16 protein-coding genes are annotated in these 14,773 nt (G+C 62.8%); 12 read left to right on the top strand and 4 right to left on the bottom strand.

Going from position 1 to position 14,773, the window contains the following annotated elements:
• Window positions 1-126: 126 nt before the first annotated feature.
• Window positions 127-1,398 carry an aminotransferase-like domain-containing protein gene (locus tag JFC13_RS13655; protein WP_198397616.1) on the bottom strand — a complete coding sequence of 424 codons (1,272 nt, stop codon included), beginning with the start codon at window positions 1,396-1,398 and terminating at the stop codon, window positions 127-129.
• A 198-nt stretch (window positions 1,399-1,596) separates the two neighbouring features.
• Between JFC13_RS13655 and JFC13_RS13660 the strand changes: the two genes are divergently transcribed.
• The 6 genes from JFC13_RS13660 (at window position 1,597) to JFC13_RS13685 (ending at window position 7,697) form a co-directional block, all read left to right on the top strand.
• Window positions 1,597-2,112 (top strand): DinB family protein, encoded by a 516-nt coding sequence (locus tag JFC13_RS13660; RefSeq protein WP_198397617.1) that lies wholly within the window; start codon window positions 1,597-1,599, stop codon window positions 2,110-2,112.
• Between the two features lie 86 nt (window positions 2,113-2,198).
• Complete coding sequence (locus JFC13_RS13665; RefSeq protein ID WP_198397618.1) at window positions 2,199-3,485, top strand: adenylosuccinate synthase; 1,287 nt, start codon at window positions 2,199-2,201, stop codon at window positions 3,483-3,485.
• A gap of 245 nt (window positions 3,486-3,730) precedes the next feature.
• Complete coding sequence (locus JFC13_RS13670; RefSeq protein WP_198397619.1) at window positions 3,731-4,723, top strand: Bug family tripartite tricarboxylate transporter substrate binding protein; 993 nt, start codon at window positions 3,731-3,733, stop codon at window positions 4,721-4,723.
• On the top strand, window positions 4,720-5,268 hold the full coding sequence (locus tag JFC13_RS13675) for a tripartite tricarboxylate transporter TctB family protein (protein WP_198397620.1): 549 nt from the start codon (window positions 4,720-4,722) through the stop codon (window positions 5,266-5,268). The genes JFC13_RS13670 and JFC13_RS13675 overlap by 4 nt, the downstream gene beginning before the upstream one ends.
• Window positions 5,265-6,788, top strand: a complete 1,524-nt coding sequence (locus JFC13_RS13680; protein ID WP_198397621.1) for a tripartite tricarboxylate transporter permease — start codon at window positions 5,265-5,267, stop codon at window positions 6,786-6,788. Before JFC13_RS13675 ends, JFC13_RS13680 begins: the two co-directional genes overlap by 4 nt.
• Window positions 6,789-6,854: 66 nt before the next feature.
• Entirely contained in the window at window positions 6,855-7,697 is an 843-nt protein-coding gene (locus JFC13_RS13685) for an urea carboxylase-associated family protein (RefSeq protein ID WP_198397622.1), read from the top strand.
• Window positions 7,698-7,699: 2 nt separating this feature from the next.
• Here JFC13_RS13685 and JFC13_RS13690 read toward each other — a convergent pair whose 3' ends face one another.
• Window positions 7,700-8,980, bottom strand: a complete 1,281-nt coding sequence (locus JFC13_RS13690; RefSeq protein ID WP_232488599.1) for an MFS transporter — start codon at window positions 8,978-8,980, stop codon at window positions 7,700-7,702.
• 48 nt (window positions 8,981-9,028) lie between these two features.
• On the opposite strand from JFC13_RS13690, the gene JFC13_RS13695 reads away from it, so the two are divergent.
• The 3 genes from JFC13_RS13695 (at window position 9,029) to JFC13_RS19695 (ending at window position 10,718) form a co-directional block, all read left to right on the top strand.
• Window positions 9,029-9,340: an ArsR/SmtB family transcription factor gene (locus JFC13_RS13695; protein ID WP_198397623.1), complete on the top strand. Its 312-nt coding sequence runs from the start codon at window positions 9,029-9,031 to the stop codon at window positions 9,338-9,340.
• A gap of 56 nt (window positions 9,341-9,396) precedes the next feature.
• On the top strand, window positions 9,397-10,311 hold the full coding sequence (locus tag JFC13_RS13700; protein WP_198397624.1) for an arylamine N-acetyltransferase family protein: 915 nt from the start codon (window positions 9,397-9,399) through the stop codon (window positions 10,309-10,311).
• A 272-nt stretch (window positions 10,312-10,583) separates the two neighbouring features.
• Window positions 10,584-10,718 (top strand): hypothetical protein, encoded by a 135-nt coding sequence (locus JFC13_RS19695; RefSeq protein ID WP_269770048.1) that lies wholly within the window; start codon window positions 10,584-10,586, stop codon window positions 10,716-10,718.
• A 189-nt stretch (window positions 10,719-10,907) separates the two neighbouring features.
• Here JFC13_RS19695 and JFC13_RS13705 read toward each other — a convergent pair whose 3' ends face one another.
• Window positions 10,908-11,693: an ArsR/SmtB family transcription factor gene (locus JFC13_RS13705; protein ID WP_198397625.1), complete on the bottom strand. Its 786-nt coding sequence runs from the start codon at window positions 11,691-11,693 to the stop codon at window positions 10,908-10,910.
• A 129-nt stretch (window positions 11,694-11,822) separates the two neighbouring features.
• On the opposite strand from JFC13_RS13705, the gene JFC13_RS13710 reads away from it, so the two are divergent.
• Window positions 11,823-12,683, top strand: a complete 861-nt coding sequence (locus tag JFC13_RS13710) for a helix-turn-helix domain-containing protein (protein WP_232488601.1) — start codon at window positions 11,823-11,825, stop codon at window positions 12,681-12,683.
• A gap of 77 nt (window positions 12,684-12,760) precedes the next feature.
• A complete protein-coding gene (locus JFC13_RS13715; protein ID WP_198397627.1) occupies window positions 12,761-13,192 on the top strand; it encodes a VOC family protein in 432 nt (143 codons plus the stop codon).
• 43 nt (window positions 13,193-13,235) lie between these two features.
• Here JFC13_RS13715 and JFC13_RS13720 read toward each other — a convergent pair whose 3' ends face one another.
• On the bottom strand, window positions 13,236-13,991 hold the full coding sequence (locus JFC13_RS13720) for a helix-turn-helix domain-containing protein (RefSeq protein WP_198397628.1): 756 nt from the start codon (window positions 13,989-13,991) through the stop codon (window positions 13,236-13,238).
• A 68-nt stretch (window positions 13,992-14,059) separates the two neighbouring features.
• On the opposite strand from JFC13_RS13720, the gene JFC13_RS13725 reads away from it, so the two are divergent.
• Window positions 14,060-14,773: MFS transporter (locus JFC13_RS13725; protein ID WP_198397629.1), on the top strand; the 714-nt coding region annotated here is incomplete at its 3' end.

Consider the following 14,773-nt stretch of genomic DNA (forward strand, 5'->3'; position numbering starts at 1 on the left):
GATGTGAGGGTACCGGTTGCACCGATGAACTCCTGGTTGGTCCAGGCCTTGATCGCCTCACGACCGTTGAATTCGCGGCCCCAGCCATCGACGGCGCCCTCTGAGGTGAATGCGTCGATGAAGCCCTCAATGGCGGGCGTGTGAGCGAGCCGAGGAGTACTTGTCGACGGCTCGGCGCAGTCGCTGCAGGCCCTCCTCGATTCGCTGCGGTTCCGCCGAGGCGAAGCACAGGCGCAGAGCGTTCGTGAAGTCACCGGTCTGGGAGAACGCAGTTCCGGGAATGTAGGCCACGCCTTCCTCCAGGGCCACCGGCATGAGGTCCTCGGTGTTGATGGTCTCGTCGTTGAACGTCACCCACAGGAAGAAGCCCCCGTCGGGATCCGTTGACCGGATCTCCTCGCCGAAGAGCCGTTCGAGCCCGGACGTCATGGCCACCTTGCGCTCGCCATAGGAGCTGCGCAGATGGGCGACGTGGGTCTCGGCATTGCCGTCGTTGAGCCACTTCGCGACCATGTGCTGGGTGGGCAGGCTCGTGCACGAGTCCATGGTCTGCTTGGCGTTGATGATCAGACCGCGCAGCTCCGGGTCGATGTCGAGCCAGCCGATGCGCAGGCCGGGGGCGACGAACTTCGAGAAGGTGCGCACGCCGAAGATCAGCGGATCATTGGGGCTGAGCTGGCTGAGTGAGGGGATGTCCTCGCCGGAGAAGCGCAGAGTGCCGTACGGATTGTCCTCGAGGATGACCGAATTGTGGCGGTGGGCGAATTCGAGGAGCTTCTCACGGCGGGCCAGGGACATCGTCACTCCGGCCGGGTTCTGGAACGTCGGGACCGTATAGATCACGGATGGGGCGCGACCGGCCCGGGCCACGATGTCGTCGAGCGCGTCGACCTGCATGCCCTCGTCGTCGACCGGCACCTCGGCGATCTCCGCTTCATAGCTCAGTGCTGTGGCCGAGCCGTTCGTATACGTGGGGGCCTCGCAGAGGACGAGGTCGCCGGGGCTGACGAAGAGTTTGAATCCGAGGTCGATTCCCTGCATACCGCCGGTGGTGATGACCAGGCGCTCACGATTGCCGAAGTGCTCGGCAGGGATCTGCCCGGTCTCCTGCAGGTAGTTCAGCAGCGCGTCGATGAGGACAGGCTCGCCCTGCGTCTCCCCGTAGGTGAAGCTCTCCGGAGTGAAGACCCTGTTCGCGATTCGAGCGAAATCCTCGGCCGGCAGCATATCGGGGGCGGGCGAGCCCATGCCGAACTTGACGATGTCATGGTCGTAGGCGGCGAGCATCGCCACGGAGGAATCGATGACAGAGCCGACGAGGCTGTCGGCCCGGCTGGCGAAGGGAAGAGCGGGACGCGATGACGCTGAGGATGAAGCTGACGGGCTCGCGATTGACATGACGACCTCCAACGGGGCTGCAAGCCTGACGTCGACGTCACCGGCGATGTTCAGGAGCAATTTGCCCGAACGACGGAACTACTGGTGGTCTCAGCATAAGTACGACGAGCTCGGCGGGGCAAGAGGCGCGGCTGGGCGGGTGAGTCGGCAGGCCAACGGCGGGCCACCTCGGCGAGGGTGAGGCCTATGCTGGTGGACATGGCCGACTCCGAAGAGCGTGACATCAGAACTGCTCCCATCGATGAACAGCTGCCCGCACTCGTCGACGAATACCGGGGCAAGCTCCTGGCCTGTTTGGATGGGATGAGCGAGGACGAGGCCCGCCGTTCCCTGGTGCCGAGCCGGACGACTCTGCTGTCCTTGGCCAAGCACGCGATCTTCGTCGAGACCGTGTGGTTCGGGGAAGTGGTAACTGGGCGGTACCGAACCGAATACGGACTGCCGAGTGACTCCGGAGACTCGTTCATCCTTGCTGATGAGGACACGGTGGAAAGCGTCACCGAGGCGTATTGGCAGGCTGTCGAGCGCTCACATCACGCGGTGGAGGAGATGACTCTGGACACGGTGCTCACCGGGCACCGGTCGGGGCCGATGCCGCTGCGCTGGATCTACCTTCACATGCTGCGTGAGCTGGCACAGCATTGCGGGCACGCGGAGATTCTGCGTGAGCAGGTCCTTGCGCAACGGGCTCAGATCCCGAGCACCCGGATGTAGAGCCTGCTCGCTGTCGTGTCATAGTGACCCAGTAGACTAATGCGGTAATGACATCCCCTCCCTTCACTTCGAGGTGAACAACTCTCATGCCAGCAATCGTTGTCGTCGGCGCTCAATGGGGCGACGAAGGTAAAGGTAAAACGACCGATATCCTCGGCACCAGCGTCGACTACGTGGTCAAGCCCAACGGTGGGAACAACGCAGGCCACACGGTTGTCGTCGGCGGTGAGAAGTACGAACTCAAGCTCCTGCCGGCAGGAATCCTCTCACCCAACGTCACGCCGGTCATCGGCAACGGCGTCGTCGTCAACCTCGAAGCCCTCTTCGAAGAGATCGAAGCCCTGGAGTCCCGCGGGGCAGACACCTCGAAGCTGCGGATCTCGGCCAATGCCCACCTCGTCGCGCCCTACCACCAGACCCTGGATAAGGTGACCGAACGGTTCCTGGGCAAGCGCGCGATCGGCACCACCGGACGCGGCATCGGGCCGGCTTATATGGACAAGATCGGGCGCTTGGGCATCCGTGTCCAGGACATCTTCGACGAATCGATCCTGCGCCAGAAGATCGAGGGCTCACTGCGCCAGAAGAACGAACTCCTCGTCAAGGTCTACAACCGTCGGGCCGTCGACGTCGAGGAGATCGTCGAATACTTCGAACCCTTCATCGAACGTCTGCGCCCCTACGTCGCAGAGACCGAACAGCTGCTCAATGACGCCCTGGATCGTGACGAGGTCGTCGTCATGGAGGGTGGCCAGGCCACGATGCTCGACGTCGACCATGGCACCTACCCGTTCGTGACCTCGTCGAACCCGACCGCCGGCGGGTCCTGCGTCGGATCGGGCATCGGACCCACGCGCATCAACCGGGTCGTCGGAATCGTCAAGGCCTACACCACGCGTGTGGGTGCCGGACCATTCCCCACCGAGCTCTTCGACGACATGGGGGAGTACCTGCAGAAGGCCGGCGGTGAGTTCGGAGTCAACACCGGACGTCCGCGCCGCTGCGGTTGGTACGACGCCGTCATCGCCCGCTACGCCGCACGCGTCAACGGGTTCACCGACTACGTGCTGACGAAGCTCGACGTGCTCACCGGCATCGAGTCCATCCCTGTCTGCGCGGCCTACGAGGTCGACGGAGTCCGCCAGGACGAGATGCCGATGTCGCAGACCGAGTTCCACCACGCCAAACCCATCTTCGAATACTTCGACGGCTGGGCCGAGGACATCACCGGAGCCCGGACCTTCGAGGACCTGCCCGAGAACGCACAGAAGTACGTTCTCGCACTCGAAGAGCGTTCGGGCTGCCGGATGTCGGTCATCGGCGTCGGCCCGGACCGCGAACAGTCGATCGTGCGGCACGACCTGCTGGACTGAGCGTCCGACAGTCAGCAATGGCTTTTCCCCATCGGCGGTGATCTTCTCTATGGAGGTCACCGCCGAAGTCGTCTCGGTCTCCGATTCCTGAATTCTGGTACTGGCCGTCGCCGGTTCAGACGACTCATCTCATATTCGCAAGTTTCATTGAGAATCCACCTTGTTGACTGCTAGCGTCGAACGCTATGTTCACCACGCTGTTCGCGCCGATGCGAACATCAGCTTCTTTGCCACCGAAACGTCCGATGCGAAAGCCCTTGGCCGCCGCAGTCGCGCTGATCACCCTCATGTCGACGACGGCCTGTATGCCCGACATCGACCGCAACGAGGGCTTTCCGCCACCACGGGTCACTGCCATTGCAGCCGGATCGCCGGGAGGCGGACTCGACCTGGCCGCGCGGATGACGAAGGACGGACTCGAAGCCGCCGGCGTCGAAAGTCTGATGACGATCGAGAACATGGGCGGAGGCGGCGGCAACCCTGCCCGCGCGGCCGTCCTTCAGCGTGAGAATGACGGAACCAGCGTGGTCTTCGAATCCAATCGTGTCTTCCTGTCCCACATCACCGGGACCACCGACATGTCACTTGACGACTTCACCCCGATCGCCCAGCTGACCACCGACTATGAAGTCTGGCTGGCCAGGTCCGACTCGGAGTTCGACTCACCACAGAAGGTTCTCGACAGCGTCAAGGACGATCCCAAGTCCGTGAAGTTCGGCATCGGCACTATCCCCAGCGATGACCAGCTCAATGTGCTCCGACCGGCCAGTGAATACGGCATCGAGGACCTGGCGTCGTTGAACCTGGTTGCATTCTCCGACGGAGGTGACCTCAACAACGAACTTCTGGGTGGTCGCGTTGACGTTGCTTCGACAGGACTCTCAGAAGCGATGGAGCTCGTCGAATCCGGCGACGTCGAGATCATCGCCGTTTCAGCGCCGAAGACTCTCACCGACGGTCCGGCCAAGGGCGCACCGACCTGGCACGACCTCGACATGGACATCACGATCAACCACTGGCGCGGCGTCTTCGGTCCCGCCGGAATGTCGGACGAAGCCGTTCGATGGTGGCAGGCCTCCCTCAAGAGCAGCGTCGAGTCGGACGAGTTCAAGGACCAAGCAGATGCCTTGGGTATCGACCCCGCATATATGCCGGGCGACGAATGGTTGGATTCGGTCATTCTGCCTGAGAAGAAGGAATCGACCGAAGTGCTCGAAAAGGTGGGATTGGCGAAATGACATCTGAACCGACACTGACCGAGACGCCTCACGAAGCGGGAGCGAAGACAGAGAGCACCGCCCTGTCGACGGGCATCGCCGCAGTAGTCCTCGGCGCCATCGCCGTCTTCTATCTGGTCAACGCTCTGCTGCTGCCGAACACGGAGACCGACGAAGGGATCGGGCCCAAAACCTTCCCTGTCGTTGTCGCCATTGTCCTGATCTGTACCACCGCACTCGGCGTGCTCACCCTGCTTCGCGGACGCGTCGAGGTGCAGGCGGTATCGAAGACGGAGCTGCTGCGAGTCGTCATCTGCATCGTGCTCTTCGCACTGTTCGCTGCGTCGATCTTCCTCATCGGATTCGCCGAGGCGGCTGCCATCTTCTCGGTCCTGACCTCCACATTCGTCTTCGGAGTCAGGCTGTCACTCAAGCGCGCGGCGTGGCTGCTGGTCGTGGGCCTGGTCATCGGCCTGGTGCTCTTCCTCGTCTTCGACGTGTGGTTGAACGTGCTCCTGCCCGTCGGCTGGATCGAGTACCTGCTCTTCGGAGGACTGAACCTATGAACTCGTGGACCGAACTGCTGGGCGCACTGGGCTCGATCGCCACGTCGCCGATTCTCCTTCTCGTCATCCTCCTCGGCGTGCTCCTCGGGACCGTCGCCGGTCTCCTCCCCGGGGTCGGACCCTCGACAGCGATCGCACTGCTTCTGCCGGTGGCGATCACCATGCCTGCCGAACTGTCTCTGCCGCTGATGGTCTCCCTGTACCTCGGCGCCGAATACGGTGGCCGGATCTCGGCGATCCTGCTTAACATCCCAGGCGACCCCGGCGCGATCATGACCACCCTCGATGGGCACCCGATGGCCCTCAAGGGCAAAGCCGCCACAGCCCTGACCATCTCAGCCCTCGCCTCGTTCGTGGGCAGCCTTCTGGCGTTTCTGGGGCTGGCATTCATCGCAGGCCCGATGTCCGAACTGGGGTTGGCATTCGGCCCGGCCGCCTACTTCGCTGTGGTCGTCATGGCCCTCGTGCTCAGCGCCACGCTGGTGGGAAACGCTCCGATGCTCGGTCTGACCGCGGTGGTGATCGGTGTCGCGATCTCTACGGTCGGCATCGAACTCCAATCGGGGCTGCCGCGATTCACCTTCGGGACGTTCACACTGCTGGAGGGCATCGAACCGATCGTGGCGATCATCGGAGTCTTCGGCGTCGGTGAGATCCTTGCCAGCACCATGATGGGCAACACCAGCCAGGGGCTGTCCCGGCTCAGCGGCCGCTTCTTCCCGAGCACGGGCGAACTCAGACAGGGAACTCTGCCGAGCCTGCGCGGCTCGGTCATCGGATTCGTCTCCGGAGTCCTTCCAGGAGCAGGAACAACGATCGCCGCATTCTTCTCCTACGGTCTGGAGAAGCGTCTGGCACCCGCCTCGGCGGGGATGGGCAAGGGGGCAGTGCGAGGACTCGTCGCACCAGAGGCAGCCAACAACGCTGCCGTGTCCGGGTCCATGGTTCCGCTGCTGACTCTTGGCATCCCCGGATCAGGGACGACTGCGGTGCTGCTGGCCTATCTGATGATGTACGGGCTCAACCCCGGGCCCGGCTTCTTCGATGCCAACCCCGTTTTAGGCTGGACGATCATCGGCGCGCTTCTGATCAGCGCCATCCTCGGCGTGATCATCAACATTGCGGCCTCCCCGCTCCTGGCCAAGATCCTCGCGATTCCCATGCCGTATATGGCACCAGTGATCCTCATGCTCGCCCTCATCTCCTGCTACAGCATCCACAATTCGGCAACCGACGTCTACATTGCTCTGGGCTTCGGCATTCTGGGCTATGTGATGCGCCTGGTCGGCATGTCGCCAGCGCTGCTGGTCATCGGACTGGTTCTGGGAGAAATGCTCGAACGCAATTTGCAGCAGGCTCTCGGCCTGACGGGTGGAGACTTCGGGGCAGTCATCTCGCAGCCGATCGTGACGGTGTTCCTGGCCATCGCTGCCCTCTCCCTGCTGACAGCATTGCCGTGGAAGCGGATGCTGGGGAAGCAGAGGGAAGGGGCCACGAGGAAGGACACGGCCGACACGTAAGCTCGTGGTGGTCCGGCTGCCGTCCGGTAGTCGGCTGTCAGGCTCACATCCAAGGAAGGACTCCACATGTCGCACGAACCGAGATTGACCGAAGCCGCCTATCAGGGGCCCGGTCTCGAAGCCGACCACGACTTCTACTCAGCGATCGGGGAGAACGTCGGTGACCGTCACGTCCTCAATGAGTTCACCATCCCGATCCGTTCGGGACAGGCCTGGGATGTGCCGGCCGGGCATGTCTGTCGGATCTCGACCGTCGACGGCCCCCAGGTCGGCGATCTCAACCTGTGGAACCGTCACGACCCCCGAGAGCGGTTCTGGGCCTCGCGGACCCGTCAGCTCCAGGCCGCACACCTGTCGACCTTTGACCGCCTGTGGTCGACTCTGCCCTTCCTTCGCCCCATGGCCACGATCGTCGGCGACACCTTGGCCGACTACGGCACAGATCCCGAGGGTGGACGCCTCCACGACACCCTCGGCACACGCTGCGACCCCTATGTCTCACAGATGCTCAACGGCATCGACTTCGACTACCACTGCCATTCGAACCTGGTCCGCGCTGTCCTCCCTTTCGGGCTGACGGAGTTCGACGTCCACGATGTCCTCAACGTCTTCCAATGCACGGGACTGAACGACAGAGACGAATACTTCATGAAGACCTGTCCCGCCCAGCCGGGTGACCATTTCGAATTCTTCGCGGAGCAGGACCTTCTGGCAGCACTCTCGACATGCCCCGGAGGAGACCTGTCCAAGCCGATGTTCGGCGAGGGCAACGAAGACCCGGTCGAGAACTGCCACCCACTCAAGGTCACCGTCTATGCGCTGCCGGAGAACCTCCTCGGCGAGTGGAGCGAACCGAGCTCACCGAACTACCGGGGCGGGCACGGGTTGAAGCCCCAAACCTGGGCGTGAGCTTAAGCGCTCTGGGTGCCGGCCGAGTGCAGGTGCCCGTCGCTGAACCAGCGCAGGAGTGCCGCGCAGAGGGCAAGGAATGCCACGAAACCGCCGTACCAGCAGGCGGTTGCGAAGAGTCCGATGGCGGGGACGAGGATCCCGGCGATGACGACCGGAAGACCGAATGCCAGGTAGCAGACGACGAAGACTGCGGCCATCACCTCGGCGTTGGCCTCCGGCTTCACGACTGCCTGGATGGTCTTCAGCGCACCAGGGAAGGCCGTACCGAAGCCGGTTCCGGTGATGATGACGGCGAGGCAGTACAGTTCGGGCGAGGTGAGGGTCAGGGCCACCAGGGTGAGAGTGCTGCCGACGGCGAGTGAGATCGTGCCGTAGAGGGTGACGGTGCGCGCGGATCGGTTGCGCATGAAGAATCCGGCCAGTCCTCCGGAACCGGCGAGCATCGTGACGACGAGTCCGCTGACGAGGTGGGAACTCGTATGGAACTCGGTGGTGATGATGTTTGAGCCGAGGGAGAGGTACAAGCCTCCCGTAGCCCAGCCGGCGACGAAGGCCGGCACAGCGAACAGGAACGCCTTGCGGACTTCCCTGGGCAGAGCCGCGCGCGGCAGCAAAGATGCCCAGGCTCCTCGGCGTCGGGCCGAGGTCTCCGGCAGGACCCAGACGATGCCGGCCAGCAGCAGATATGTGCACACGAGGGTCCCGAAGACCACCGCGGCGGCGCTGCTCTCGACGAATACGGCGAGAGTTGCTCCGGCGAACAGTCCGCCGATGGCCAGGCCTGCCATAGCCGAAATTGCGTTCCACGAGGAGGCTGAGCCCGGCTTGTGCGGCAGTTCCAGGTCGACGACCGTCGCCGAGAGAGTCGACAGCAGAATTCCGCTGGCAATCCCTTGGACGACTCGGGAGAGGATCAGAGCCGCAGCGCTGTCGGCATGCCAGAACAGAAGCGTGCTGATGGCGAGCACGACGAATGCCGCGCAGATGACGGGGCGGCGCCCGATGTGATCGGAGAGTGCGCCTGCAGTGAGCAGTGCAGCCAGCAATGCCACGGCGTAAGCGGCGAACACCACCGTGATCATCACCGGAGCAAAGCCGAAATCGGCCTGGATGACGGGATAGAACGGTGATGGAGCGCTGGCTCCGGCCATCATCGCCGAGGTGGCGATCAGGACTAGGCGCAGACGCCAGCGCTCGCGCGACCACCAGACATAGGTGGGTACCGGCAGAACTGCGGAAGCAGGAGCTTCTTCCATAGTGTTCGAAAGTTTTGGAACCATTCTTGGAGGTTATACGACATTCTCAAACAGTTCAACTATTATCGAACTATGGTTGCCAATGAGAAACTGCCGCATCCCGATCGTGAGGACATCGAACTGACGTCTGTGCTATTCGCGCTGAGCGACGAGGCCAGACTGGCTCTGGTTCAGCAGCTCAAGGAGGGTCCGATGGACATGGCGAACTGCTCGGCGCTGGATCCGAACGCGCCGAAGTCGACGCGTTCGCATCAAGTCAAAGTCCTGCGCGAAGCCGGTGTCATCATCAGCGAACTGCACGGGCGGAACCGTCGCCTGACACTGCGTCGGGATGACATCGATGCCCGTTTCCCGGGCCTGCTGGAGTCCGTGCTGCGGGGGTGAGAGCAACCACGTCGATACCGCGCTCACCTTGACACTGCATCCCAGGAGGACATCCCATGACACAGCTCTCACTCCTCAATCGGTACGCACAGCGGCTCGGTCTCCGCGATTCTGCTGCACACCTGCACCGCCGAACAGAGGGGGCACCTGCACAGCTGATCGACCTTCTCGATGAGCTTCTGCAAGCGCACACGCAGGCGATCTGCTTCGAGAACCTCGAGGTCGTTGCGAACATTGCCCGGGGTGAGCTGAGGGCGGTGTCGCTCGATCTCGAGTCAGTGGCTGACAAGCTGCTCGATTCTCGGCGCGGTGGATACTGTCACGAACACGCCATCCTCATCCGCGCTGTTCTGACTGACCTGGGGCTGTCGGCACACCCGATCCTGGCTCGGGTCCACCTCGGTGAAGGTCGGGTCGCACCAGGTGGGCTGACGCACCAGGCGACGATCGTTCGAGTCGATGGCCGCAGCTTCCTCGTGGATCCTGGGTTCGGCGGTGGAACGCCGGAAGTCGCGCTCGAACTGTCGACCTCCAGCCAAGCGCGGATGACGCCGCGTGGTGAACACCGCCTCGTCCCGGCCGAAGCGGTATTGGAACCGGACATGCGTGCAGAGGCGAAATGGGCTCTGCAGTCTCGGACGAGCGATGACCAGGAATTCCGAACCGTCTATGCATTCGCCGATGTGCCCCGGCCCCAGGCCGATCTTGAGCTGGCGAACTGGTTCACATCAACGAAACCGGGAACTCCATTCACCGGGCCACCGGTCCTCGTGCGGGCACTGGCCGACGGCCTCAAGCTCACCCTGGATGGGCACCGCTTGCGACGAGTGTCCTACAGTCCCGACGGCGAGCGCAGCGAGCGCACTGTCACGGACGTCGCAGACTTCACCGAGGTCCTCACTGCCGGATTCGGACTTGCAATGGACAGGGAGTCCTCCGCGCTCATCTGGAACTCGATGCCGGACGACTGATCATCCGGGAGTGGGACTACCCGTGCGGACACGTCCACGGTCACCGTCGTTGACCTGATCCGCAGCCCACAGCCGCGGCCGTGGCACTTCGTCGGGGCCGATGGCGTTCATCGTGTCGACCGGCGAATCGCTGCATCAGTACATGCCGACGCAGACACTGTGGAATCACTCGAATTGCCCGCGCCACTGAAGTATCGCGGTCAGCACGGCTTGAGGTGCCCCCACGCGGTCGTGCACGTGGTGTGGCAGGCTAGCTGCGGCCGGAGGCCGATATGCGCGAAGTCGACCCGCGTGGCGGTGGGAAGCTCGACGAATTCGAAGACGATGTCGGTGCCCACTCACTCGCTGAGTTCCTGAGGATGTCCAGACGGGATGACCCGCCAGGACAGTCTCTTGCCTTCGGTTGACTCATGAACTCGAAATTTCGAGTAGTGGAATCCCGGGACCTCATAGATGAATGACTCGCCCACGTGACGGGCCGATCCTGAGATCATCGTGTTCCACCAGATGTTCGGCTGTGCCGCCCATGAAAATGCTTCGGGTGGTGTGCACGGAGTCATGAACGTGTAAGTGAAGTTGTCAATAGGCGTTGTCGTTCAGGGGGTGTCGTAGGGGAGAGGCTCGCCACTCTCCAAATAGGACTTGAGACTGGCGAGAATGGCCGGCCAGCCCTGGGAAATACCATTGAGCATGCCTTTGTCCGGCAGGTTCGTGTGGCTCACGGTGAGCTTGACGACCTCACCGGTCTGTTTGATGTCATAGGTGACGATCGACCCCTTGGTCTCGAGAGGCTGTGCGGCGGGTTGAAATGTGAAGACCAGTCTCTCCGGTGGACGGCTCTCGAGTATTCGGCCCCAGATGTCGTAGTCGCCCAAAGGGTCCCCGTTTTTGCGGTGGGTCCATTCGGAGCCAGCCTGCCAGTCCGAGACATTCGCGATTCCACTCCAGTAGATCGGCGTGATGTCGGCGTTGGTGAGGGCATCCCAGACATCCTCGCGGGTGGCTCGGATATAGGTCACGTAGACGTAATCGGGAAATTCGCTGGTGGTGGTCATTGCTGTCTCCTCTGCTCGTTTCTTGACGGCGTCGATGACGTCAAGGTGCTGCTGGTCGAAATCACGGGTCCATCGCCGCTCGATTTCGTGAATCGGATGCGGATTGAGATAGTGGCGTCGCTCCCGTCCCTTGCGAATGACGACGATCAGATTGGCATCGACGAGTTGGTCGATGTGCTGGGTCAATGACTGCCGGGCCATTGAGACTCCTTCGCAGAGGTCGCGCAGCGACTGTCCGTTCTCGCGCCGGAGCTCATCGAGAAGTCGTCGTCTGGTGGGATCGGCGAGCGCCTTGAACGCCTTATCGAGATCGTCTGCGTCGGTCACGTTTCCAATATGCAAGCAAATACCTGCATAAGTCAAGAGGTGGGCGGAGAATCGTCGCGTGAATGTGGTCGGCGCCATCTGGCCTGCTGAGAACAGATGGGTGTCAGGCCACGGGGCTACACTGCTGTCATGTCTGTGGTGGCCAATGACGATCTGATCCGCAGGCCGCATCCGCGACTGCGCCCCTTCGTCGGGGACTACGTCGGCTACGACATCTCCGGCGTCCCCGCAGGGACGCACCTGGGTCTGCCATCCGGCTCACTGACGTTCATCGTCGCGATCGATCAACCGCTGCAGCAGTGCATGCCAAAGGCGGAGAAGACCGACTCATTCGACGTGCTCTTGGCCGGACTGCACCTATGGCCGACCATCATCCAACACGAGGGGGCCATGGCCGGCGTTCAGATCAACTTCACCCCATTCGCACCCCGCGCCTTCTTCGACATGCCCGCCGTCGAGTTCGCCCATCGTTCCCTCGACCTCAGCGACGTCGCTCGGCCGGTCGCAGTCGAACTCCATGAGCGGGTCAATGCGGCAACGGGGTGGCCGGAGCGCTTCGACGCCATCGACGATGTTCTTCTCCGAGCAGTTCACGGTGAAGCCCACCTTCGACCCGAAGTCGTCGAGTCCTGGCGACAGATTGCGCGCAGTCATGGCGGACTGCCTGTCTCCCTCGTAGCGGACCAGGTCGGCTGGAGCCGACGACACCTCAACGGGCAGTTCCGTGCTGAGTTCGGCATTGGTCCCAAGGAGGCGGCTCGGGTCATCCGCTTCGACCGCGCCCGGAGAATCATCGCCTCTGGGAGAACAGGCTTGGCCGAGGTCGCAGCGGTCTGCGGCTACACGGACCAGTCGCACCTCAATCGAGATTTCAGGTTGCTGACCGGCACGAGCCCGACTGGCTGGCTCGATGACGATCCGGTCGCGCGACGTTCGAGCCCCGAAGGTGCGGTGTCATTCAGCGACGACTCCGGCCGGATTTCCCGATAGTTCCCATTTGTCCAATACCCCGTGCTGCCCATCGACCGATGATGGTGGGGATACCAGCCACAAAGAGAGGAACTGACATGTCGAACAACACGGAGCACTCAGGCGCCGGCGGAGCCAATGTCTGGCCCACATTCCGCTACCGAGATGCAAAGACCGCGATCGCGTTCCTGCAGGACGCCTTCGGCTTCGAAGTCGCCGCCGAATACACGAACGCCGATGACCCGCAGCGAGTCGATCACGCCGAACTGCGTTGGCCAGAAGGTGGGGGAGTCATGCTCGGCTCGGTCCGCGATGACGGCGGTGTCATGACGAAGACCGGAGTCCCCGCAGGCTCGGTCTACATCGCCTCGGACCGGGTTGAGGAGCTCTACCACCGGGCGATGGCAGCCGGTGCCACCGAGGTCATGGGGCTGACCGAACAGGACTATGGATCCAAGGACTTCAGCGTTCAGGATCCTGAAGGGGTGCTGTGGAGCTTCGGGACGTATCGGGGTGCTGACGCAGAGTAGGGACGGCCGCCTCGGCGGAACAGGAGGGCCGCGACGTGAAGGGTCACTTTGACGTCATTGAATGCCGGTATCGCCCTGGGCTCATCCCAACCAAGGCGGTGAAGGCTGTGATGAACGAATTCGGGTTTGCCCAACCGCACTCGGCTGCCGTCTCATAGACGCTTCTTCCATCGGCGAGGAGGAGGAGGGCGCGATGAACTCTCAGCTCTGCCCTCCATTGCCGAAAAGTCATTCCAGTCTCCTGCTGGAACAGCCGAGACAGAGTGCGCTCGCTCGCACCGACCTGGCGGCCCAGCTGGGCTAGCGTAGCGACATTCGACAGATCCTCCTCGACCAATTGGGTCACTGCCAAGAGGCGATCATCATGGGGCTCAGGCAGGTAGAGCGGCTGTTCACCGGTGAGACTCAACTCGTCGATGGCGACGAGGCGAAGCCGGTCCGTGCCCTCCCGTGAGCGTTGTCTGGATCCGGTCAGTGCAAGCAGCGATTCCCGAGCGAGCGGGGTCGTGGCCAAGACTGCTGGGTACGGGCCCAAAGGCTCCGCCATTCCATCCGGGAGGAAGACGATGCGCATATCGGTCTCCCCGTGGGCCCGATGCTGGTGCTCGAACCCTGCCGGAACCCAGACGACCCGGTTCGACGGGGCGATCCACGAACCGTCTCGCGTCACAAGGGACAGGACCCCGGTAGCCGGATACACCAGATGCCCGAGATCGTGGGTGTGAGCGGGGGTGCGTTCATCATGACCGAGCAGGTGGATCAACTCGGGACTCGTCGTTTTGTGGCTGAATTTGTCCATTGGTAGTCAGTTTATCGGTTCCCCGCCGAGGCGAAGCCGGTTTGAATGGGGAGTATGGAAAGTACGCTATGAAAAGACGTGACCCGAACTTCGATGTGGAGTTCGCGCTGGAAGCAGATTGCAGTGCCCTCGTCGAACCACCTCGGCGACGGAGGGCAACGGGCGGACACAGCAGACGCAGTTTGCTGCTTCTGGGGGCCGGGCTGATCCTCATCGGACTCAACCTGCGCATCGGAGTCGCATCGGTGGGACCGGTGCTCGGCGATATCCTCGATGACTTGCAGCTGAGCGCCACGACTGCGAGCTTGCTGACGACTATCCCTGTGTTCGCATTCGGCGCGTTCGCGTTCCTCACACCGGGCCTCACACGGCGATTCGGGATGCACCGGGTCCTCGGGATCATCATGATCGTCCTCGCTGCCGGTATCGCCCTGCGACTGCAACCGAGCCTGGTGGCACTTCTGGGCGGCACCATCCTCGTCGGCGCGGCCATCGCCATCGGCAACGTCCTGCTGCCCACGGCGATCAAGAGCGACTTCTCTCATCGGGCGGGACTGATGATGGGCCTGTACTCGACCGCACTGTTCCTCGGCGCAGCCCTGGCGTCCGGCCTGACTGTGCCGATGCTGCCGCTCTTCGACGGATCCTGGCGATGGGCCATGGGTATCTGGGCGGTGCCGGCCGTGCTGGCCGCGATTCTGTTCCTCCCGCAGATGCGACGCGCTCGGGGTCGGGACGGCTCTGCGACGTCCAGCTTGGGTCGGGACGGCTCTGCGACGTCC

The organism is Brevibacterium antiquum (genome assembly GCF_016107655.1).
Classification (GTDB): Bacteria; Actinomycetota; Actinomycetes; order Actinomycetales; family Brevibacteriaceae; genus Brevibacterium; species Brevibacterium antiquum.

Coding starts and splice junctions, on each gene's coding strand:
- JFC13_RS13655 (WP_198397616.1), bottom strand. CDS start 1,398: ATGTCAATCGCGAGCCCGTCAGCTTCATCCTCAGCGTCATCGCGTCCC.
- JFC13_RS13660 (WP_198397617.1), top strand. CDS start 1,597: ATGGCCGACTCCGAAGAGCGTGACATCAGAACTGCTCCCATCGATGAA.
- JFC13_RS13665 (WP_198397618.1), top strand. CDS start 2,199: ATGCCAGCAATCGTTGTCGTCGGCGCTCAATGGGGCGACGAAGGTAAA.
- JFC13_RS13670 (WP_198397619.1), top strand. CDS start 3,731: ATGCGAAAGCCCTTGGCCGCCGCAGTCGCGCTGATCACCCTCATGTCG.
- JFC13_RS13675 (WP_198397620.1), top strand. CDS start 4,720: ATGACATCTGAACCGACACTGACCGAGACGCCTCACGAAGCGGGAGCG.
- JFC13_RS13680 (WP_198397621.1), top strand. CDS start 5,265: ATGAACTCGTGGACCGAACTGCTGGGCGCACTGGGCTCGATCGCCACG.
- JFC13_RS13685 (WP_198397622.1), top strand. CDS start 6,855: ATGTCGCACGAACCGAGATTGACCGAAGCCGCCTATCAGGGGCCCGGT.
- JFC13_RS13690 (WP_232488599.1), bottom strand. CDS start 8,980: ATGGTTCCAAAACTTTCGAACACTATGGAAGAAGCTCCTGCTTCCGCA.
- JFC13_RS13695 (WP_198397623.1), top strand. CDS start 9,029: ATGGTTGCCAATGAGAAACTGCCGCATCCCGATCGTGAGGACATCGAA.
- JFC13_RS13700 (WP_198397624.1), top strand. CDS start 9,397: ATGACACAGCTCTCACTCCTCAATCGGTACGCACAGCGGCTCGGTCTC.
- JFC13_RS19695 (WP_269770048.1), top strand. CDS start 10,584: ATGCGCGAAGTCGACCCGCGTGGCGGTGGGAAGCTCGACGAATTCGAA.
- JFC13_RS13710 (WP_232488601.1), top strand. CDS start 11,823: ATGTCTGTGGTGGCCAATGACGATCTGATCCGCAGGCCGCATCCGCGA.
- JFC13_RS13715 (WP_198397627.1), top strand. CDS start 12,761: ATGTCGAACAACACGGAGCACTCAGGCGCCGGCGGAGCCAATGTCTGG.
- JFC13_RS13720 (WP_198397628.1), bottom strand. CDS start 13,991: ATGGACAAATTCAGCCACAAAACGACGAGTCCCGAGTTGATCCACCTG.